Below are 21,318 nucleotides of genomic sequence, written 5' to 3'. Positions count from 1 at the left end.
TCAACCTAAAAGTATATTATTAAGATACCATCCAAGGGGAGGAAGATATTTTGAGTAAGAAAGCACTGTTAATTGGCGTAATGTGTTTACTACTAATTAGTGCCGGTTGTGCGAATAAAGCTGACGCAGATAAATCAACTTCTGACGTCAAGGCCACGGAAACTACAGAGAAGACAGTAGACTACACAAGCTTATCTCAATCGGAGAGAAATGAATTAACATTTTTATTTACCAGAAGTAGTCAAGATCCAGTGTCAGTAGATTTAAAAATTATTAATCGTACTAATAAAAATATAAGCTTTATCAATTCCGATTTTATCCTGATGCATACGAAAAGCGACAAAGTAAGAGCTGATAAAGATGGTGATAGCACTATTGATTCTAACAGTACTAAAACTGTAAAGAATTTATTTGAAGATGTTGAATTAAGTGAATTTCAGACAGTAGGGTTGTTTGTTTATAAAAGCGCAGATAATGAATTAGCTTATAGTGAGACAGCCAAATTAAGTTCCCGTTCATCTAATTTGACTAATAGTAGTTTGGAAAATTCATATAAGCAGGCTACTAAAGTGGTCGAAAAGACTAAGCAAACTAAACAAGTAACAAAATCGACTAATTCTGAAATAGAAGATTCAAAAAAAGATAATGGTGATACTACTAGTACTGTAAGTACAAATGCTAATGATTCAACAAGTACTAGTACTGATGATAACAAGAATGCCGATAATAAAACGGAAAGTAATGATAATTCATCGTCAGTTGGAACTGTTAATGCTGATCAGGCGATGAATATAATCAAGAGCCATGATGGTAATACTGATAAGAAATATTCCGTGGTTATTGATCAGAATGGCGGTACAGCTAAGACTTATACAGATGGTAATGGTCAAACTGTTTATTGGATTCATTCGACTGATAATGATGGATCGTCTGGCGATGATTGGACAGTTTATTCAAATGGATTGGTAATGCATTCTAAACCAAATTTGTAAAAGAAAAAATCTCTCAATCCTAATCGATTGAGAGATTTTTTGTCTATTTCTTATTACGGTTTTGTTTACCCTTATTTAATTCACGAATATTTTTGTGAAGTTCTTTTTCTTCAGCTTGTTGAGCATTACCTGCAGGGGAACTAGGAGCAGCTCCACCATTTAAGATATTATCAAGCATTTCTTGAGTAACCAAGACTTTAACCGGATGCTTAGCTAAATCAGCATCAGTTTGTTTTCTAATTCTTGGAGTTACGATGTAGTTAGTAATCAGTTGTTGAATAACAATAACAACACCACCAACCAAGAAGTAAAGAGCAAGTGCGGCAGATAAGAAGATTGAGAAGAAGAAAGTCATCAATGGACTGACCATCATCATTGTTTGCATTTGTTTTCTTTGTTCTGGTGGAACAATTTGTAAGGACATCCAACTTTGGATGACGTAGAACAATGTAGCAATAATGGCAATGATGATACTTGGCTTACCAAGTGGAATATTTAAGAAAGTAGCTGAAGCAATTTCTTTAGAATATTGCACAGCTTGATAAATACCCATCAAGATAGGCATTTGAAGCAATAGAGGTAGACAACCCATACCACCAGTCAAACTAAGATTATTCTGTTTATAAACATCCATCATTAAAGCACTAATTTTTTGTTGCGCAGCTGGATCTTTAGCTTTCTTTTGTGCAGCTTGAACCATCTTCAATTGAGGCTGTACAGCACGCATTTTTTCCTGTTGAGTCGTTGACTTGTATTGTTGGTTCAATGATAAAGGAACCAACACCAGACGAACGATAAAGGAAATAATAACGATACCCCATGCGTAGGCATTTTTACCACCAATAGTTTGGGCCGTTTTTAGGATTAACTTTTGGAATGGAGTTCCAATCCATTTGTAAACTATTCCGTAGGGCCCACTAGTAGGAGCGTGCAAGTTTGCAGCTGTTTGCTGAGCACACCCCGTCAAAACTAGTGTCAGTACTAAAACTAATGAAAGTACTGATAGATATTTGACGTATTTTTTATTCAATTAATAAACCACCCTTTTAGTCATATATAATGTAATATACGTTAACTCATTTGACGTTTCAACCAATCACAGTAAATTTCTTGTAATGTTGCAAGTCGTCAGAAAAAGTATAGTCCAATTTTCTAACTTTTCCAAAGGGTGATGGAGAAGATTTAACACGATTTAAAAAAACATAGAGTTCCTTTTGTGGACCTTCAGCCTCAATAGACACTGAACCGTCGATTTCATTTCGAACTGTTCCGGTTATACCTAATTCAACTGCAACTTGTAAAGTTGAGTAGCGAAAACCCACGCCCTGCACTAAACCGTCAACATTAATAGAAAGATGTTTCACAACTAATCACCTCACATCATCTTATGTGTTAATATTTATATTATAGAACAAGAGGGATGAGACACATATGAAATATATTGAATCTAAGAAAAATGATGAAATCAAGCAATTAAAGAAATTAGCATCAACGAAGTACATTAGAAAAACAGGGACTTACATGGTTGAAGGTTTTCACTTAGTACGTGAAGCCGATGAATATGAACAAGACTTTGTTCAAGTGTTAGTTACCGAGAAGTATGCTGAGGATCGTTTGGTTAAAAAATACCATGATATCGCTGTGACTGTTTCAGAAGAAGTAGCTAAAGAATTATCCGAAACAAAGACTCCACAAGGAATTTTCGCTGTTCTTAAAGTGAATAATACAGAATCATTGTCAGCACTTACTGGAAAATGGGTTATGTTAGATGATGTTCAGGATCCTGGTAATGTGGGAACAATTGTTAGAACTGCTGATGCTGCCGGATATGATGGTATTATTACTAGTTTGGACTCAGCTGATTTTTATCAACCAAAGGTTCAACGTTCGATGCAAGGTAGCCAATTCCATTTACCAATCTATCGTATGGATATCCACAAGGCTATCGACATGGCTAAAGAATCTGAATTGACAATCTATGGTTCTGAAGTTAATGAGCAAGCCAAGCCTTACAATGAATTAGAGAAGCTTGATAACTACGCTTTAATTATGGGTAATGAAGCTCATGGTGTAACACAAGATGTTCTCAATGCTTGTGATGAAAACATTTATATTCCAATTTTAGGAAAAGCTGAATCACTAAATGTGGCCGTAGCAGCTGGAGTATTGATGTATGGATTACAAACACTTTAAAGACTTGCGAAACTTTTTGGTTTTTGTATAATTAGTCATATGAAAATAGTTTAAACTTTGATGAAAAACAGTAGCTTGGGATTTCATGACAGGAAGAGTCGTTGACTGAGAAGACTTGATGAATGAAAGAGTGAATTCACTTTCTGAGTTTATAAGTTGGTTACTATATAACCTTTGAGTGCATGTATTAGACATGAACTAGGGTGGTACCGCGAGTCCTCGTCCCTTATTTGGGATGGGGACTTTTTTTATGCAGAAAGTTCATTAAAGAGATTGCAAACATTTGAAAATAACAATAAAAAGGTAACGCGGGAGGAAAACTATGTCATTAGATGATAAGCTCAAAAGCTTAAGAGAAAATGGTATTGATGAAGCTAAGCGTGCGCAAAGACTTCAAGAATTAAATGATCTAAGAGTTAATCTGTTAGGAAAGAAAGGTCCAATTACTAAAGCTTTACGTGGAATGAAAGACGTTCCAGCCGAACAACGTCCTGAAATTGGTACTTTGGCTAATAACGTTAAGAAGGATATTCAACAAGCCATTGAAGAAAAAATGACCGAGTTGAATGAAAAGTTAGTAGCACATCAACTTGAAGAAGAAAAAATTGATGTTACTTTACCAGCTGCTAAACAAGTTCAAGGAACTAAGCATATCTTGAATCAAACAATTGAAGATATCGAGCAATTCTTCATCGGTTTAGGTTATGAAGTTGCTCCAGGTTATGAAGTTGAAGAAGATCATTATAACTTTGAAAGATTGAACATCCCTAAGGATCACCCTGCTCGTGATATGCAAGATACATTCTATTTGTCAGATGAATTATTAATGAGAACTCAAACTTCAGCCCAAGAAGGCCGTGACATGGAAGCTCATGACTTTACTAAAGGTCCATTGAAGATGATCTCACCAGGTGTTGTCTACCGTCGTGATGACGATGATGCTACTCATTCACATCAATTTCATCAAATTGAAGGTCTAGTAGTTGATAAGAACATTAGCATGGCTGATTTAAAGGGTACTTTGGAAGCCTTATGTCGTCATGTCTTTGGCGCACAACGTGAAATTCGTTTCCGTCCAAGTTACTTCCCATTCACCGAGCCATCAGTTGAAGTTGATGTTTCATGTTTCAACTGTGATGGTAAAGGCTGTCGTATCTGTAAGTATACTGGTTGGATCGAAGTTTTAGGTGCTGGATTAACTCATCCTAATGTTTTGAAGATGTCTGGAATTGATCCTAACGAATATAGTGGTATGGCATTTGGTCTTGGACCTGAACGTTTTGCCATGCTTAAATACGGAATCAACGATATTCGTGATTTCTATCTAAACGATGTTAGATTCCTAGAACAATTCAAAGGAGTAAATTAAGATAATGAAAATTTCTGTTAATTGGTTAAAAGAATATATTCCTGTCACACATACTGTTGAGGAAATGGCTAATAAAATTTCTCTAACTGGTATCGAATCAAGTCCTGTTGAGTTGGGAACAGAACTAACTGGCTTAGTTGTGGGTCATGTTACAAGCGTTAAACCACATCCCGATTCAGATCATTTAAAGGTTTGTATGGTTGATGTTGGTGAAGATGAGGATATTCAAATTGTCTGTGGCGCCCCTAATGTAGCCGTAGATCAATATGTGATTGTAGCTACACATGGTGCTCACTTGCCAGATGGTGTCAGAATCAAGCGTGGTAAGTTACGTGGTCAAGAGTCAAACGGGATGATTTGTGGTTTGGATGAAGTAGGAGTACCTGCCAAATATATGCCTGAAGAATTTGAAAATGGTATTTATGTTTTTGATGAACCACAAAAACCAGGTACTGCTGTATACGATTTATTAGGCTTGAAAGATCAGATGGTTGATATTGATATCACACCTAACCGTGCTGATACCTTAGGTATGCGTGGCGCCGCTTGGGAAATTGGTGCTACTTATGATGAGAAGCCTAGCTTTAAAAAGCCAAAATTGAATACTGATAAAATTAAAGATTTAAATGATGTCGATGTAGAAGTTGAAGAGAAATCTTTAGTACCTGACTATTTATTACGTGAATTGAAAGATGTTAAGGTTGGTAAAAGTCCACTTTGGATGCAAAGAAGACTTTGGAACCAAGGCATTCGTCCAGTCAATAGTGTGATTGATGCTGCTAACTACGTTATGATCGAATATGGTCAACCAATTCAAGCTTATGACTTAGACAAACTGGCTGAGAAGAAATTGGTTATCAAAAAAGCTCATGATGGTGATAAATTAAAATTAGCCGATGAAGATAAGGTTTTGAATCACAACGATTTGATTGTTGCAGCAGGTGAAGATATTCTTGGCGTTGCTGGAATTGTCAATGGTACAGTTGCTCAAGTAGATGATAATTCTAAGAATATCTTATTGGAGGCTGGTGTTTTTGATGGTGCCAGTGTTCGCAAGACAGCTCAAAGACATGATCTACGTGGTGATGCTTCGAACCGTTTTGAAAAAGGTGTCGACAATGGTATCGTTTCTGAAGCTCTGGTCCGTGCTACACAATTAGTTGACGAAACTAGTGCTGCTAAAGAGATCTCTAAAGAAATTGTTGGCAATTATACAGAGGCTAAACCAACTGTTATTGAGGGTAGTGTGTCTCATATTAATCATTTGATGGGCTTGGAGTTATCAACTGATGAAATGGTAGGTATCTTGGATCGATTAGGCTTTACTGTTAAAGTTGATGGTGACAAGATTACTGTTACCATTCCAACACGTCGTTGGGACATGGCGATTGAAGCTGATCTTGTGGAAGAAGTTAACCGTATTTATGGATATGAGAATTTGCCTAATACTTTGCCAGCTGGTATGGAAACACGTGGAGGCTACAGTCAAAAACGTGAATTCAGTAATAAATTGCGTGATGTTTTACTTGGTGAAGGAATGGATGAAGCTATTAATTTCTCATTGCTAAGCAAAAAAGAAGTTGATGATTTTAATGTAACAAGTGCTGAATACACTAAGTTATTGCATCCGATGACCGAAGATCATGAATATTTGAGAAATAGTTTGATCCCAGGATTAGTTCGTAACATTGCTTACAACCAAGCTAGAAATAATAAGGATCTAAGTATTTTTGAACAAGCTCGTATCTTTGCTCGTCCAAAGGGTCAAGCCCGTCCTAATGAAATTGAATATCTTTCAGGTGCTATCAGTGGTAATGTGATGCTCGATTCTTGGAACACTAAGGCCCAAAAGGTTGATTTTTATTATCTCAAAGGAATTGTTGATGAAGTATTATCATTTACTAATACTGACGCCAAATTTGAGTACGAAGCTACAGATGACTATTCAAATATGCATCCAGGTCAAACAGCAAAAATTTTGGCTAATGGTCAAGTAGTAGGTTTGATTGGTAAATTACATCCTAAATATCAAAAAGATCATAATGTTGATGAGACATTTGTTTTCGAATTAAATATTGATGCACTCTTTGAACTAAATAAGAAGAGTATTAAATCTCAAAGTGCTCCAAAATATCCAAGTGTTAGTCGTGATTTAGCCATTCTAGTTAAGAGTGATGTTGAAAATGCTCAAATCATTTCAGACATCTATGAAAATGGCGGCAAGTATTTGAACGACGTAACAATTTTTGATGTTTATGAGGGTAAGAATATTAAGACAAACTATAAGTCATTGGCTTACCATCTAGAGTTTTTGAATCCAAATGATACCTTGACTGATGAAGAAGTTGAAAAGGCATTTTCATTAGTTAAAGATAGTTTGGTTGAAAAATTTAATGTGGAAATTAGATAATTATTCCGGAACTAATGGTATAATTCTAATAAATTAACTCGGGAGGCTGTGTCTTGAGCCAGAAGGACGAAAAAAAAGAAGCATTAAAGCAAGAATCAACTGATAAAATGAAAACACGTGCTGAGGAACGGTCCGTAGCTAATCATATTGCCTATTGGATTGTTGGCGTGATTGCTGTTTTAGCAGTTGTTGTTGCTATTATTGGCTTCAATTATGTAAACAGTTCATTGCAACCATACAATGCGAATAGTAAAGATGATATTGTCGTTAATATTCCTGTTGGTTCATCAAGTAAAGAAATTGCCAAAACACTTGAAAAGGACAAGATTATCAAGAGTGCGACAGTCTTTAATTTCTATATAAAGGCTCAAAACTATAATGATTTTCAAGCGGGATATTATACTTTCAAGCAATCAATGGATATGAATTCTATTGTTAAACAATTGCAAAAGGGTGGAAGTGCTCAACCGACCGGAACAGCTAAAGATACTGTGCTAGTCCGTGAAGGTGTTACAATTGATCAGATTGGTGATCAAATTCAGAAGAGTACTAGTTTTACGAAAAAGGATTTCTTGAAGTTGATGAAGGATGAAAAATTCATGAAACAACTTCAAAAGAAATATCCACAATTGCTAAATTCAACAATGTCCAGAAAGAATGTTAGATATCATCTTGAAGGTTATTTGTTCCCAGCTACATACAGTGTTTATAAGGGATTAAGCCTGAAACAATTAGTTGGACAAATGGTTGAAAAGGATAATGATATGCTACAGCCATACTTCTCGACGATTAAAGAGAAGGGTTATTCTGTTCAAGAAGTTCTAACCTTGGCATCATTGGTTGAACGTGAAGGTGTTACAAAGGCAGATCGTGGAAAGATTGCTGGTGTCTTCTTTAACCGTTTAGACGTCGATATGCCTATACAATCTGATATTTCTGTTATGTATGCTTTGAATACACACAAGACTAAACTTACATACAAAGATGTTAGAGTAAATTCACCATATAACTTGTATAAGAATACTGGCTATGGTCCTGGACCATTCAATACTCCAAGTATTCAGTCAATAGAATCCGTCTTGAATCCAACTGACAGAGATCAAAATTATCTCTACTTTGTTGCAGATTTGAAGAGTGGTAAGGTATATTATTCACGTACACGTGAAGAACATGATAGTAAAGTTGCTGCTCTTAACCAGTAGTATTTATAGTGAATTAAGAAATGTCATCTAATCATGGTTGATTAGATGACATTTTAAAATTAGAATATTAATAAATGATTTTTTAGAAATGAGGAAGTTATAAAATGGCAGATAAAAGTTACCCTATGACAGCTGAAGGTAAGAAAAAGCTTGAAGAAGAATTGGAGAATTTAAAGAAGGTTAAACGTCCGGAAGTAATTAACAGAATTAAGATTGCTAGAAGTTTTGGCGATTTATCTGAAAATTCTGAATATACTTCTGCTAAAGATGAACAAAGTGTTGTTGAATCACGTATTTCACAAATTATCGAAATGCTACAATATGCTAATGTCATTGATACTGATGAAGTTGCTAGTGATGAAATCTCTATTGGTAAAAAAGTTACTGTTCAAGAAGACGGCGAGGAACCTGATGTTTACACAATTGTTGGTGCTGCCGAATCAGATCCTGACAGTGGTAAGATTTCAAATGATTCACCAATTGCTAAGGCCTTATTAGGTAAGCATACAGGTGATGTTGTTACTGTTGATACTCCTGTTGGCAGTTACGATTTGACTGTTAAGTCCGTAGAAGTTGCTTAGTGAAGACGTTTTCTGGTATGTTTACCTTATAAAATATTGAGGTGACAATAATGAAAATTGAAATAACTGATGAAGCTTCTAAATGGTTCCGTGAGGAACTTGATTTGGTTCCTGGGGATGGAATCCATTTCTATGGTAAAGTATATGGTAAGACAATGGTTCATGATGGTTTTTCAATTGCTATGCGAAAAGAGAAACCAGTTGATCCAGAGTCTAGTACTGTAGTTGATGGAATTACATATTTTATTACTGACAGTGATACTTGGTTTTTTGCCAGATATGATCTGTTGGTTGAATATGATCCTAAACTAGATGGACCGAAATATATTTTTAAATCTAATGAATAACTATTCGCTTTTTTGAAGGATAATATGAGAAGAATACTTGATATATTAAAGAAAAGAACAGGTAGTCAAGCGAAGTCTACTATTCCATTTCGTCTAAACCTGCTTTTTTTTATTGTCTTTGTTCTATTTGCCATGTTAGTTGGACAACTTGCATATTTACAAATCGTTTATGGTGGTAAATTTCAAGCCGAAGTTAACCGAACAGACAAGACAGTAATGACAGGCAGTGTACCTCGTGGAATGATCTATGATTCTAAAGGTAGACTATTGGTGGGTAACTCAACACAAAATGCTATTACTTATACAAAGAGTGGCAGTGTTAAGTCGACAGATATCTATCAAATCGTTAACAGACTAACTAAATATTTAACCGTTGAGAAAACTAATTTAACTAGCCGTGATAAAGCTGATTATATTCTTTCAGCACCAGGTAAATCAGCCAAGGTTATTAAGCAAATGCCTAAATCATACCGTGTTAATTCGAGTGGTGATGCATTAACATCTACTAAAATTTATGCAAATGAAGTTAAATATGTTGAACAACAAGGTATTCATTTGAATGATAAAGACCTTCAAAGGGCCACTTTATTTAAGAAAATGAGTTCAGCCTATTCACTTTCTACGGTCTTTTTAAAAGATAAAGATTTAACTGCTAAAGAGATTGCCGAAGTCAGTGAACATTTAACCGAATTACCTGGAATTAGTATTGGTAGTAACTGGGAACGTGACTATCCACAAGGAACATCCATCGAAAGTATTATCGGTGGTGTTTCGACTGAACAACAAGGTATTCCTGATGATGAGTTAAATACTATGTTGGCATCTGGTTATTCTCGTAATGACCGTGTTGGTACAAGTTACTTGGAAAAGAGCTATGAATCAATTCTTTCTGGTACTAAGAGTAAACGTGAAGTACAAGTTGGCTCTAATAACCAGATTAAGAAGAGTAAGGTTGTTTACAAGGGTCAAAAGGGTGGAAACCTTAATTTGACCATTGATTCATCTTTCCAAAAGAAAGTACAAGATGCTTTGAATACACAATATAGTGCTGCTAAGGCAGCTGGTATTACTCAGTATTCTGATGGTGCTTATGTCGTTGCCATGAATCCTAAGACTGGAGCTATCTTAGCTATGGCCGGGGTTCACAATAATACAAAGACTGGTAAAACTAGTGAAGATGCTTTAGGTGTTATCAATCGTACCTTCGTAATGGGTTCTGCTGTTAAAGGTGCAACCGTTTTAGGTGCCATGATGGATGGAGTTATTTCACCATCTAATAATACTTTGGCTGATGAACCGATTTATCTACCAGGTACCCCAGTTAAGAAGTCAGTTTACCCAATCGGTACTTTCAGTAGCTTGAGTGCTGTACAAGCTCTTCAATTCTCATCTAATGAGTACATGATGGCTTTGGCAATGAAGGAAGCTAATGCTGACTATACGCCAAATACTCATATTAGAATGGATTCAGATATCTTCTCTAAATTGAGAGGTTATTTCAATCAGTTTGGATTAGGTGTGAAAACTGGTATAGATATTTCTGGTGAAACAAAGGGTATCGAAGGTGCCACATTGAATAGTGCTGGCGAATTGAAAACAGGTTCTGCACTGGATTTGTCCTATGGAAACTACGACGCCTATACTTTAATTGAAATGGCTCAGTATATTTCAACTATTGCTAATGGTGGTTATAGAATGAAACCATACATTGTACAATCAATTCAAAAGACTAAAGATGACGGTACCAAGGGTGCATTGACTTCAGTTACACAACCTAAAGTTTTGAACAAAGTTGGATTCACTAATGATGAATTAGACGTTGTCAAGCGAGGTATGTACGCTGCTGTTCATGGTAGTGGTTATTGGACTACTGCTACTCGTTTGGCCGATATTAAGCCAGCTGTAGCCGCTAAGACTGGTACTGCTCAGTCATTCTACTATGACCCTGATAATCCAAGTAGTGATCCTCCTGAAACTATTACAACTAGTTTAGTCAGTTTTGGACCTTATAGTGACCCTAATATTGCGATGGCTATTGTGTTCCCTAACTTGACTAGTGAAAGTGGATCATACCCACAATTACTTGCAAAACAGATATATACGGATTACTATAAGATGACAGGACAGAAATAAATCCTGATTTAACCTTTTAAAATACCGTGAAAAATGATATATTTAATTAGTTGAATTTAGTTAAGTATTTATGAAAGGATGTTCCAAAGATGAGAGTAAACATAACAATGGAATGTACTTCATGTCATGAACGTACATATCTAACAAACAAGAGCAAACGTAACAATCCTGATCGCCTTGAACTTAAGAAATATTGTCCACGCGAACGTACTGTTACATTGCATCGTGAAACAAAATAAACAACAGGTTAAAATCCCTGTTGTTTTTTTTTACTAGGATTGGGAGTGATTAGTTGGATAAAGTAAGCTTTAGAAAGAAGCAAATTGATTTAGTTAGTGCTTTTATGAAATCTGCTAAGGCACAAAAAGAGATCAATAATATTTATTTTCAGCTTTTTAATGATTTAGATTTTCAAAATGCACCAAGTGTTGGAATTACTCTGAGTATGAATGATGAGATTCCGACGTTCCCAATCATTAATCAATGTTGGGAAATGGGCAAGGAAGTTTATATTCCAAAGACTTTTGCTGATCATTCAATGACTTTCGTTAAGTATACGAAAGACACTGAAATAGAAGAAAGTCCATTTGGAGTTCGTGAACCAAAGAATTATGAAAATAATTTAATGGATCCTCCTGATCTTCTAATCGTTCCAGGCTTAGCTTTTTCGAAGGATAGGCATAATCGTTTAGGATTCGGCGCAGGGTATTTTGACAGATATCTGGCCAAGTATCCAACTAAAACTATCTCTTTAGCTTCTTCACAACAATATTATGAAGAAGCTCAATGGCCAATTTATGTACTAGATAAACCGGTGGATAAAATTATTTTGGCCAAGACAGATAAGGACCAACAAAATGTTTAATCGACAGAGTAATGCGTATGTGACATGGACCCTTTTGGTATTGACTATTGGAGTTTATCTAGTTGAAGTTCTGGCTGGAGGCTCACAGAACAGTAATACTTTGATGACAATGGGTGCCATGACAAATGTAAGTATTCAGACTGGTGACTGGTGGCGTTTGATTACACCAATATTTTTACACTTAAGTGTCTTCCATATTTTCATGAATGGGTTTACACTGTTATATGTTGGTCAAATATTAGAGCCCATGATAGGTCATTGGCGCTTTTTAACAATTTACCTTTTAAGTGGTATCACTGGTAATTTAGCAAGTTTTGCTTTTGGAAGCGATAATGCAATTTCAGTGGGTGCTAGTACTTCGATATTTGGTCTCTTTGCAGCCTTCTTAGCTTTGGGATTTATATATCGTGAAAATAAGTTTATGACTGAAATTGGTAAGAGTTTTCTAGGCTTGATCGTCGTTAACTTACTTTTGGACTTGTTAATGCCTAGTATTAATATTTGGGGGCACCTTGGTGGCGCGCTTGGGGGATTATTCTTGGGTTATACTTTAGGATTACCCAGTATTCAGCGTCCTAAGATGGTTTATAGGATATTATCTCTGATTGTTTTAGTTATAATTTCTTACTTTATGTATACAAAAGGTATGATAGTTTATGGATGAGATGAGTTTTAGAACTCTCTATGACGTTCAGCAACTTTTGAAAAGATATGGCACTTTTGTTCACGTTGGTAAAAGAATGTGGGATATAGAGCTTATGTTTATTGAGGTTAAGCGTTTATATGAGAGTCAAATGATCGACAAAAAGACCTTCATCAATGCTCAATTGGTCTTAAAACGGGAGCATAGAATAGAAGAAGAGAAAGAAAAGGACAGATCAAAGTGACAGACAAAAAGTTAATCGGTGTTGACCTTGGTGGTACAACAATTAAATTTGCTATTCTTACTGAAAAAGGTGAGATTCAACAAAAATGGAGTATTGAAACAAATATTCTATCTGACGGACAATTGATTATTCCTGATATCATTGATTCAATTAACCATCATCTTGATATGTATGGTATGAGCGCTGACCAATTTGATGGAATTGGTTTGGGTTCACCTGGTACTATTGATCATGAAAAAGGAACAATTAAAGGTGCATACAACCTTAACTGGACTAACGAGGTTTATCCAGTACGTGACATTGAAAAGGGAACAGGCCTTCCTGTAACTATTGAAAATGATGCTAACGTTGCAGCACTTGGTGAAAGATGGCAGGGTGCTGGTAACAACGCCAAAGACGTTGTCTTCGTAACCCTTGGTACAGGTGTTGGTGGTGGTATCATCGCTAATGGCCAATTACTACAAGGTGCTAATGGTGCAGCAGGTGAAATCGGTCACGTTACCGTTGATCCTAATGGCTTCATGTGTACATGTGGTAAGAAAGGTTGTCTAGAAACAATCGCTTCTGCTACAGGTATCGTTCGTGTTGCTAGAGATCGTGCTTCAGAATACGCTGGAGATTCAGAATTGAAAGCTATGCTTGATGACGGTCAAGATATCTCTGCTAAAGATGTTTTCGATTTAGCTAAAAAAGATGATGATCTAGCATTGATCGTTGCCGATTATGTTTGTGATTCACTTGGATTTGTTCTAGGTAATATTGCTAATACCTTGAATCCTAAGTATGTAGTTATCGGTGGTGGTGTTTCTGCTGCTGGGGAATTCCTTCTAAACAAAGTGGATAAAGCTATGCGTAAGAATGAATTTGCTACAATCAAGGACTCAACTGAACTAAGACTTGCTAGTCTTGGTAATGGTGCAGGTGTTATCGGTGCAGCTTCATTGATTAAAGTTGGTTAGGGGTTTGTGTTAATGCAAGTATTAAATGCAGTTTTGTACGTTATTGTAATAGGATTTATCATCTATTGGGTCGGCTCATGGCTTTATTATTGGTATAAAGGCAGACAAATGGGTGGCTCAGTTGATCAAAAAACCTTTGAAAAGACAATGAGAAAAGCTCAAATTGTTGATTTGAGAGAAAAAAATGCATTCGATGCAAAACATATCCTTGGTGCTAGAAGTCTTCCTTATACGCAATTAAAGTATAATGAGGGCGAATTGAGACCAGATCTTCCTGTATATTTATATGCAGATAGTAAGAATATTTGTGTTCGTGCTGCTATCAAGTTAACAAAAAAGTGGGGCTTTACTGATGTTAAGTGGTTAGAGGATCGCTTTTCCGATTGGGAAGGTCAAACTAAAAAGACTACTAAACTATAAAAAAATGCTGTGCAGAAAAAATTCTGACACAGCATTTTTTATTATTTGAAATTGATAATTAACCTTGGTGTGCTTGAAGACTCTTACGGTTAGCACGTCTGCGGTTTTCTTCTACTCGTTCGTTTTCTTCATTTTCAGGTTCGATAACCTTCTTCTTGAATGCATGTAGTGCACCATAAACGGCTGTTGCTGTTGTTAATGAACCAACAAGAAAGCCTTTAACAAAACGAAAGTGTTTTTGATTTTTTGCCATAATATAATTCCTCCTGTCTTTAGTTCTCATTATGGCTTATTTCCTTTAAAATATCTATAAAAGACTATATTAAGTGGGGTAATTTTTTGAAAAAAGTTATAGCGATTGTCGGTCCAACGGCTGTAGGAAAAAGTGCGTTAGGTCTAAAATTAGCTCAAGAGTTCCAAAGTGAAATAATTTCTGGTGATTCGATGCAAATATATCGTCATTTGGATATTGGTACTGCCAAGGATTCACCCGCTGAATTAAGGGTTGTACCACATCATTTGGTTAATATTTGTGATCCGGATCAACGTTATACAGTTAAAAATTTTCAAGAACGTGCCAAAAAGATAATTACAGATTTAAATGAACAAGGAAAAATTCCATTTGTTGTTGGAGGGACTGGCTTTTATTTGAGTTCACTGATAAATAATCTTAATTTGGGCGGTAATTCTGCTGGAAATGACGAAGTACGTCAAGAATTGCTTGAAATCGAAAAGAATGATGGAGTGGATAGGCTGCAAGCTATTTTAAAATCAGAAGATCCAATTGCTTATCAAAAAATTGATATTGAAAATTCTCGAAGACTAATACGAGCAATTGAAGTAATTCGTACTACCGGAAAATCAATAACAGATCAAAACAATGGTAATAAATGGGCTAATTTTTATTTAATAGGTTTAACCGATGATCGTCCTAAGCTGTATGAACGGATTAATCGACGTGTTGATAAAATGGTAGAGATGGGCCTATTAGATGAGGCTGAGTACGTTTTTAAGCATCGTGAGACATTTGTTCAGGCTAAGAACGCCATTGGCTACAAGGAGCTATTTCCCTACTTTGAACAAAAGGCCTCTTTAGAAAGTTGTCTAGATGAAATTAAAAAGAATTCTCGTCATTTTGCCAAGCGACAATTTACATATTTCCGTAATCAAATGGATGTAGATTGGTATAATATTGGTGATGATAATAATTATCAAAAAACAATCGAGAAAAATATCATAAAATTTGTAGGAGGGCACAATGACTAAATGGAATGCAGCATTTCCAGATAAATTAAAAGAGGTTATCAAAGAGACTGATGAGATGATTACTCCAAAGTTGGCTGAAATTGATGAGCAAGTTTTGGATAATCAGAATAAAGTTCTAGAGGCCTTTAGAAAAGAAAGTATTGATGAAAGCAGTTTGCTAGGTACGACTGGTTATGGGGATGACGATCGTGGCCGTGACCAATTAGAAGCAGTTTATTGCGACGTTTTCAAGACTGAAGCAGCTTTAGTACGTCCACAGTTTGTTTCAGGTACACATACTTTGGCAACAGCGCTCTTTGGTATGCTTCGTCCGGGAGATAATTTACTCTACGTTACAGGTGAACCATATGATACCATGCAAGAAGTTATTGGAACTGCTGGTAACAAGAAAGGGTCATTGATTGATTATAAGATCGGTTTCGATTATGTTGAGATGGATGGTGACAAGGTTAACTTTGACTTAATGAAGAAGAAGATCAAAGAACAAAACCCTAAAGTTATTGCTATTCAAAGATCTCGTGGATATTCTGTACGTAAGAGTTTGACAGTTAAAGAAATTGCTGAAATCATCAAACAAGTTAAGACTGTTTCCGATGCAATTATTTTTGTCGACAATTGCTATGGTGAATTTTCCGAAACCGTTGAACCTACTGAAGTAGGTGCTGATATTATGGCTGGATCATTGATCAAGAATGCTGGTGGTGGTTTAGCTAAAGTTGGTGGCTATATCGTTGGTAAGAAAGATCTTGTTGAATTGGCAAGTTATCGCCTCACAGCTCCTGGAATTGGTGCTTCTGAAGGCCCTACAGTTGGTCGTTTGTCAGAAATGTTCCAAGGCTTCTTCTTAGCTCCAAGAGTAACTGGTAATGCCATTAAGGGTGCCATTTTTGAAGCAGGCATCTTTGAAAAATTAGGTTTGAATGTATCACCTAAGTGGAACGATGACCGGACAGATTTGATTCAAACTATTGAATTCAATGATCCGGACAAGATGGTTAAGTTTGCTGAAATGGTTCAAAAATTCTCACCAATCGATTCTAATGTTTTGCCTGTACCTAGTGAAATGTCAGGTTATGAAGATAAGGTCGTTATGGCCGCTGGAACCTTTGTTTCTGGAGCAAGTATTGAATTTTCTTGTGATGGGCCAATGCGTGCACCTTATATTATCTATATTCAAGGTGGATTGACATTTGAACACGTTAAGATTGCCATTGCTAATGCATGTAAAGAATTATTCTTTAAATAGAATAAATATAGATTTTGAATCGCTTTAATTGTATTTATTGTTTAGGAGTGTATAATAAGTATTCAAATAATTGGAGGTAGGCAATATGAGATATAAAGTTACTTTAGATACTAAGCATCAATTGTTTACCGTATTTGATAAGAAAAACACTCGGGTTTCTGCATGCGGTAAGTCAATTGAAGAAGCTATGAACAAATTATTGAAGTTGAGCGCATAATTTTAAATTAATATGAATCATTTATTACAGAATTCGTAATTAATAATACAATCTCTTTACGAGTATTTTAAAATGGAGAATATCTGGTTGATAGATGATATATTAAATGAGCAACGAAAGTTGCAATTTATCCTCAACGATAATAAGGAGAGACCTTTCAATATTGAAGGGCCTCTTTTTTTGTGATTTTAAAGTTAAAGCGCTAGGATTGCTTAGTAAAGGGATTTATTTAGTGAGGCAATATTTATTATGCAAGAAAAACAACAGCATCTTCAAAGAGAAACAAAAGAATGGCGAAAGATTCAACATCGAGAATTGAATAAGTTGCGTAGTGCTCAGCACCACCTACTATTTAATGTAGGAGCTTATTTAGCAATCTCTGTGATTGAATTTTATTTAGCAGAAGTTGGACATTCACAGACCCTACGGGCTGATGCTTTGAATAATTTGGCTGGAATTATTTCTGCTGTCTTATTGTTAGTAGGGATTTTTATTGCTCGAGATATTGACGATGATGACTTGATGGGACAACCATTACCAGAAGATATTCAAAAGAATGGGCAACGATTGCAGTTAACAAGATTTCACTATGAAACAGTCTTTACTTTGATTACCGGTATAGTCATGATAGCTATCTCTTTGAATGTTATTTATGGTGGATTCAAAAGTTTAATGCATCCGGAATTGCAAGAAGTACCTCAACCAATTACCTTATTAGGAGCAGGTGTTGCAATGGTAATAATGATAATTGTTTGGTGGATGAATCGTTTGGCTGGTTTAAAATTACAGAATGCAGCTTTGACGGCAGCTTCTCAGGATAGTTTAAGTGATGCTTTGACTAGCTTAGGAACCTTAGTAGCTATTGGCGGTGCCTTATTGTTCAAAGTGACATGGCTTGATGGCGTAGCAAGTATCATTGTTGGTATCTTTATTTTGGTAGCTGGCATCAAGATTTTTAAAGAAAGTAGTTTGAATTTAGCTGATTACTTTGATCCAAAAGCTGAAATGCAATTTCGTACAGCTATTGAGAATAATCCTCAGGTTAAGAAGGTAGAGGATATAAATGCCCATTACAGTGGGAATATGGTCACTATGGATGTGATTATTGCTGTAGATGCCCATATGGAAGTGAAAGACAGCTACCGCTTGGGGGAGGAAATTGAAGCTCAGATGCGTCGTCAGTTTGGAATTGTTGATACTGATGTAATGGTCGTTCCAGCATAAAAAAAGCCGTTAGGGTTATCCCTAACGGCTTTTAACGTATAAAAAATGTCACAGGTGAGATTCGAACTCACGACCTACGGTTTAGAAGACCGTTGCTCTATCCAACTGAGCCACTGTGACATCACTTGTACTATTATAGAGAAAAGTGATTTGAGTTGCAATAATTAATTTGAATTTTTTTATTATAAATTATGGCTCAAATTAGTAATTAGATATTAAAAAAACCGTTAGGAGACAATCCCAACGGCTTTAGCGTATAAAAAATGTCACAGGTGAGATTCGAACTCACGACCTACGGTTTAGAAGACCGTTGCTCTATCCAACTGAGCCACTGTGACATCACTCGTACTATTATAGTGAAAGTGATGACTTGATGTCAATAAAATTTTAACTAAATATTCGAAAAAAGGGCAAAATAAAAGGTTCACTTAATAATAAGTGAACCATCCCTAATAATAATTTACTGAATGACATTATTTACCAAACAAGAAGGGTTTGTTTTCAGCTTCAAGTTCGGAGAGTATCTCTCTATCTTGAGTAGAAGCTTCATTTTTTTCGGCTTTTAATAATGATTTGATCCAAGTTATCAATTTCATGGTTTTCATCTCCGAAATAATCACAGCTTTTTATGTCATCAGCATCTGGACAGAACGCTTATAGGACAAGGCTTCCTTTAACCTTATCCTTAGCCAAATTATATCAGAAAAAATAAAATTAAGATAAATTAATGTCTTATTTTAAAAAAATTTTTGTGATTTTCAAATGCAAAGGCATACATTTTTTAAAATTGATTATTTAGGGATTGTGCTAATTCTTTACGACGACCCTCAATGATGTCCTGGAGTTCTTTTAAGTCTTCCAAGGTAGACTTTTTACGAATAAAACTTCTTGCAGATGAACGCATAGCAATATAATTTGCACGTTCACGATGATTCTTATGCCATTTTTCATTGGCACGCTTTTGTGCATCTGTTAATACCATAAATTACTCTCCCTCTAAAACGTATCTCTGAAATTATATACAAGCTTTATTAACTAAACAAGGCAAATTATGAATAAATTTATATAACTTTCTTGTAAAAATGGTTTCATGAAATTCTTGTACATTAATATTATTAGTTTAGAATGTTAACTAAACCGATATTTTGTTTACTGGGGGTTTATTTGATGAAAAAGATTATAAAAACAACAACTGGTACTTTCCACGGAATCGCTGATCATCAGCATGTGGACTTTCTAGGAATTCCTTTTGGTTACGGTCGAAGATTCAAGCGAGCTGAGGAATTTTCAATTGCCAAATTTGGTAAACAAGAAATCAATAAACTCCAATATGCTGTACATAATGGTACACAACCAATGCAAAATGAAGCTTTGGAACAAAGTGAGAGTAAAATTAATTTTGGTGAAAATTGTTTGAATTTAGATATTTGTACACCCGATGTCGATGGAGATTATCCAATTGTCATTGAATTTTATGGTGGGGGATTCACAACAGGTGGAAATTATCAAAAACAGATGTCCTGGTTGGATCACCAAGAAGTAGTACACGTTGTTCCTAATTATCGATTAGGTTTGTTTGGTTGGGGGAAAGTTGACGGTGGTGACACTAATGTCGGCCTATCTGATCAGTTAATGGCAATTCAATGGGTTATAGATAACGCACGTAGTTTTGGTGGCGATGTAGATAATATTAATTTGATAGGGTTGTCTGCTGGAGCAAAATCAATTTCTGCCTTGATGGCGTCTAATTCTAAAATGCTGGATCGCATTAAAAAAGTGATTATGTTTTCTGGTGGTGTACAGACTATACGTGATTTAGAAACAGCCCAAAAAGTGATTGATAATATTTGCCAAGCTAACAAGATTAAAACAAGTAAAGATTTATTTAATTTAACTGATGATGGTTTGCAATTAGCTCAGAAGACAGCCTTAGAAGGACATTTTGCAACTAACTGGTTTGGTCCTGTGATCGATGATGATTTGATTTCTGCTGATTGGCAAGACAAACTAATTCAACGTGTCAAGAGAACTAGTTTTAAAACAATTATTTCAGCTGGCAGCAATGAATTAAAATTTTTTGAAGATATGGATTCCACTCAAATTGAACAGAATGTTTTGCCAGACTTATTTGGCGAAAGTGCTGAACAATTGAAACAAGAATTATTGGGCAAAAATTATTCTAAAGCTGAATTGATCCAAATGTTAGGTAATGCAATGTATGCTTTGCCTGCAAGAAGATTAGCTGATTTATTGATTAAAAATAGTGATGCAGAAGTTTATTGTAATTATGCCAAAGTTGATGAGGGGAAGCATGGTGGTATTGTGCGTTATTTGAATACACCGACTGCTGATCTAAAAATTGATTATCGTAAGAATCAGTTGCACATGCTCCGTTTGCTGAAAGAATTTATTAATAATGGCAAACCTTACGACGAAGAAATTAAGTTTGAATGGCCTGCTTATGATGATGACCAATTAGTTCTTGAATTAGATCCTGATGACCTTAAAAGTATCTCTGTAATAAGCCGCCGAAGCCCTGATGATTTACCTTGGCAGTCATACAAACTATAGTCTATAAATAAATATTGTGATTTTCATTATAAAAAATATATTGCAATTAATATATCCCACTTTTATACTATAGATGTTGTGCTTAAGTTTGAGCATCTTTTTGCGGTGCTTAGGATTTTAGAGGTGGGCGATTTGAAAAGAAAGTTTTCATTTGTTATTACAATTGCTTTCATTTTAATTGATGTTGTTGCAGCATTTTTAACGCAGCAGGCGATTATTAGTAATTTAATGGGGATTTTAATTGGTGTAGGGCTAATTGTTGCTCTTATACTGATAACAAGCTTGATCAGAAGATTGAAATTTAGTAGAGGCAAATTAGTTTTGGCAACACTATTCTTCTTTTTGGTCATCGGACATGTAGTCATGGCAACCTTGCCAATATACTAAAACTGAATATTGTAAAAGGGTTGTGAAGAATAAAGTCTTCGCAGTCCTT

General features: G+C 35.5%; 25 protein-coding genes and 2 tRNA genes. 20 read left to right on the top strand and 7 right to left on the bottom strand.

From position 1 onward, the window contains the following. The first annotated feature begins 50 nt into the window (after window positions 1-50). Window positions 51-992, top strand: a complete 942-nt coding sequence (locus FC97_RS12420; protein ID WP_054641992.1) for a hypothetical protein — start codon at window positions 51-53, stop codon at window positions 990-992. Window positions 993-1,035: 43 nt separating this feature from the next. On the opposite strand, the gene yidC is transcribed toward FC97_RS12420, so the two are convergent. Continuing rightward, entirely contained in the window at window positions 1,036-2,022 is a 987-nt protein-coding gene (gene yidC / locus FC97_RS12415; protein WP_054641991.1) for a membrane protein insertase YidC, read from the bottom strand. A 58-nt stretch (window positions 2,023-2,080) separates the two neighbouring features. Continuing rightward, window positions 2,081-2,356: an acylphosphatase gene (locus tag FC97_RS12410; protein ID WP_054641990.1), complete on the bottom strand. Its 276-nt coding sequence runs from the start codon at window positions 2,354-2,356 to the stop codon at window positions 2,081-2,083. 67 nt (window positions 2,357-2,423) lie between these two features. Between FC97_RS12410 and FC97_RS12405 the strand changes: the two genes are divergently transcribed. From FC97_RS12405 to FC97_RS12350, 13 genes are all read left to right on the top strand, one after another. Next, window positions 2,424-3,185, top strand: coding sequence for a TrmH family RNA methyltransferase (locus tag FC97_RS12405; protein ID WP_054641989.1), 762 nt, complete (start codon window positions 2,424-2,426; stop codon window positions 3,183-3,185). A 322-nt stretch (window positions 3,186-3,507) separates the two neighbouring features. Further along, window positions 3,508-4,554, top strand: coding sequence for a phenylalanine--tRNA ligase subunit alpha (pheS, locus tag FC97_RS12400; RefSeq protein WP_054641988.1), 1,047 nt, complete (start codon window positions 3,508-3,510; stop codon window positions 4,552-4,554). A gap of 4 nt (window positions 4,555-4,558) precedes the next feature. Next, window positions 4,559-6,964 carry a phenylalanine--tRNA ligase subunit beta gene (gene pheT / locus FC97_RS12395; protein ID WP_056968325.1) on the top strand — a complete coding sequence of 802 codons (2,406 nt, stop codon included), beginning with the start codon at window positions 4,559-4,561 and terminating at the stop codon, window positions 6,962-6,964. Between the two features lie 107 nt (window positions 6,965-7,071). Next, on the top strand, window positions 7,072-8,166 hold the full coding sequence (gene mltG / locus FC97_RS12390) for an endolytic transglycosylase MltG (RefSeq protein WP_054642110.1): 1,095 nt from the start codon (window positions 7,072-7,074) through the stop codon (window positions 8,164-8,166). 104 nt (window positions 8,167-8,270) lie between these two features. Continuing rightward, entirely contained in the window at window positions 8,271-8,747 is a 477-nt protein-coding gene (greA, locus tag FC97_RS12385; protein ID WP_054641987.1) for a transcription elongation factor GreA, read from the top strand. Window positions 8,748-8,797: 50 nt separating this feature from the next. After that, window positions 8,798-9,094 (top strand): HesB/YadR/YfhF family protein, encoded by a 297-nt coding sequence (locus tag FC97_RS12380; RefSeq protein ID WP_054641986.1) that lies wholly within the window; start codon window positions 8,798-8,800, stop codon window positions 9,092-9,094. Window positions 9,095-9,118: 24 nt separating this feature from the next. Beyond that, entirely contained in the window at window positions 9,119-11,227 is a 2,109-nt protein-coding gene (locus tag FC97_RS12375) for a peptidoglycan D,D-transpeptidase FtsI family protein (RefSeq protein ID WP_056968323.1), read from the top strand. An 89-nt stretch (window positions 11,228-11,316) separates the two neighbouring features. Further along, window positions 11,317-11,466, top strand: coding sequence for a 50S ribosomal protein L33 (gene rpmG / locus FC97_RS13310; RefSeq protein ID WP_075887565.1), 150 nt, complete (start codon window positions 11,317-11,319; stop codon window positions 11,464-11,466). Window positions 11,467-11,519: 53 nt separating this feature from the next. After that, window positions 11,520-12,092, top strand: coding sequence for a 5-formyltetrahydrofolate cyclo-ligase (locus tag FC97_RS12370; protein WP_054641985.1), 573 nt, complete (start codon window positions 11,520-11,522; stop codon window positions 12,090-12,092). Next, complete coding sequence (locus FC97_RS12365; RefSeq protein WP_054641984.1) at window positions 12,085-12,756, top strand: rhomboid family intramembrane serine protease; 672 nt, start codon at window positions 12,085-12,087, stop codon at window positions 12,754-12,756. The genes FC97_RS12370 and FC97_RS12365 overlap by 8 nt, the downstream gene beginning before the upstream one ends. Next, window positions 12,749-12,979 carry a YqgQ family protein gene (locus FC97_RS12360; RefSeq protein ID WP_025084517.1) on the top strand — a complete coding sequence of 77 codons (231 nt, stop codon included), beginning with the start codon at window positions 12,749-12,751 and terminating at the stop codon, window positions 12,977-12,979. The genes FC97_RS12365 and FC97_RS12360 overlap by 8 nt, the downstream gene beginning before the upstream one ends. Beyond that, a complete protein-coding gene (locus FC97_RS12355) occupies window positions 12,976-13,938 on the top strand; it encodes an ROK family glucokinase (RefSeq protein ID WP_054641983.1) in 963 nt (320 codons plus the stop codon). Before FC97_RS12360 ends, FC97_RS12355 begins: the two co-directional genes overlap by 4 nt. Before the next feature lie 12 nt (window positions 13,939-13,950). Further along, complete coding sequence (locus tag FC97_RS12350) at window positions 13,951-14,358, top strand: rhodanese-like domain-containing protein (protein ID WP_054641982.1); 408 nt, start codon at window positions 13,951-13,953, stop codon at window positions 14,356-14,358. Between the two features lie 58 nt (window positions 14,359-14,416). On the opposite strand, the gene FC97_RS12345 is transcribed toward FC97_RS12350, so the two are convergent. After that, entirely contained in the window at window positions 14,417-14,611 is a 195-nt protein-coding gene (locus FC97_RS12345; RefSeq protein WP_025084520.1) for a DUF3042 family protein, read from the bottom strand. 86 nt (window positions 14,612-14,697) lie between these two features. Here FC97_RS12345 and miaA point away from each other — a divergent pair, with 86 nt between their 5' ends. From miaA to FC97_RS12330, 4 genes are all read left to right on the top strand, one after another. Beyond that, the gene (gene miaA, locus FC97_RS12340; protein ID WP_054641981.1) at window positions 14,698-15,624 is read left to right on the top strand and encodes a tRNA (adenosine(37)-N6)-dimethylallyltransferase MiaA; all 927 of its coding nucleotides are present in this window, start codon (window positions 14,698-14,700) and stop codon (window positions 15,622-15,624) included. Then, a complete protein-coding gene (locus FC97_RS12335; protein WP_056968320.1) occupies window positions 15,617-16,870 on the top strand; it encodes a methionine gamma-lyase family protein in 1,254 nt (417 codons plus the stop codon). The genes miaA and FC97_RS12335 overlap by 8 nt, the downstream gene beginning before the upstream one ends. Window positions 16,871-16,955: 85 nt before the next feature. Beyond that, the gene (locus FC97_RS13795) at window positions 16,956-17,087 is read left to right on the top strand and encodes a hypothetical protein (protein WP_256970471.1); all 132 of its coding nucleotides are present in this window, start codon (window positions 16,956-16,958) and stop codon (window positions 17,085-17,087) included. A gap of 249 nt (window positions 17,088-17,336) precedes the next feature. After that, window positions 17,337-18,311 carry a cation diffusion facilitator family transporter gene (locus FC97_RS12330; protein WP_056968318.1) on the top strand — a complete coding sequence of 325 codons (975 nt, stop codon included), beginning with the start codon at window positions 17,337-17,339 and terminating at the stop codon, window positions 18,309-18,311. Between the two features lie 46 nt (window positions 18,312-18,357). Here the strand turns inward: FC97_RS12330 and FC97_RS12325 are convergent. The 4 genes from FC97_RS12325 to FC97_RS12315 all read right to left on the bottom strand — a co-directional run bounded on the left by FC97_RS12325 (window position 18,358) and on the right by FC97_RS12315 (window position 19,293). Beyond that, a tRNA-Arg gene (locus FC97_RS12325) sits at window positions 18,358-18,431 on the bottom strand. A gap of 144 nt (window positions 18,432-18,575) precedes the next feature. Continuing rightward, window positions 18,576-18,649, bottom strand: a tRNA-Arg gene (locus FC97_RS12320). A gap of 135 nt (window positions 18,650-18,784) precedes the next feature. Beyond that, window positions 18,785-18,907 (bottom strand): hypothetical protein, encoded by a 123-nt coding sequence (locus FC97_RS13790; protein WP_256970472.1) that lies wholly within the window; start codon window positions 18,905-18,907, stop codon window positions 18,785-18,787. A 185-nt stretch (window positions 18,908-19,092) separates the two neighbouring features. Continuing rightward, on the bottom strand, window positions 19,093-19,293 hold the full coding sequence (locus FC97_RS12315) for a hypothetical protein (RefSeq protein ID WP_054641980.1): 201 nt from the start codon (window positions 19,291-19,293) through the stop codon (window positions 19,093-19,095). Window positions 19,294-19,478: 185 nt separating this feature from the next. Here FC97_RS12315 and FC97_RS12310 point away from each other — a divergent pair, with 185 nt between their 5' ends. Continuing rightward, a complete protein-coding gene (locus FC97_RS12310) occupies window positions 19,479-20,882 on the top strand; it encodes a carboxylesterase family protein (RefSeq protein WP_056968316.1) in 1,404 nt (467 codons plus the stop codon). A gap of 132 nt (window positions 20,883-21,014) precedes the next feature. After that, on the top strand, window positions 21,015-21,269 hold the full coding sequence (locus FC97_RS12305) for a hypothetical protein (protein ID WP_054641978.1): 255 nt from the start codon (window positions 21,015-21,017) through the stop codon (window positions 21,267-21,269). Window positions 21,270-21,318: the final 49 nt, after the last annotated feature.

The organism is Companilactobacillus kimchii DSM 13961 = JCM 10707 (genome assembly GCF_001435445.1).
Classification (GTDB): Bacteria; Bacillota; Bacilli; order Lactobacillales; family Lactobacillaceae; genus Companilactobacillus; species Companilactobacillus kimchii.
Note: the sequence above shows the minus strand (reverse complement) of the source record. Positions and strands in the feature narration are given on the sequence as shown.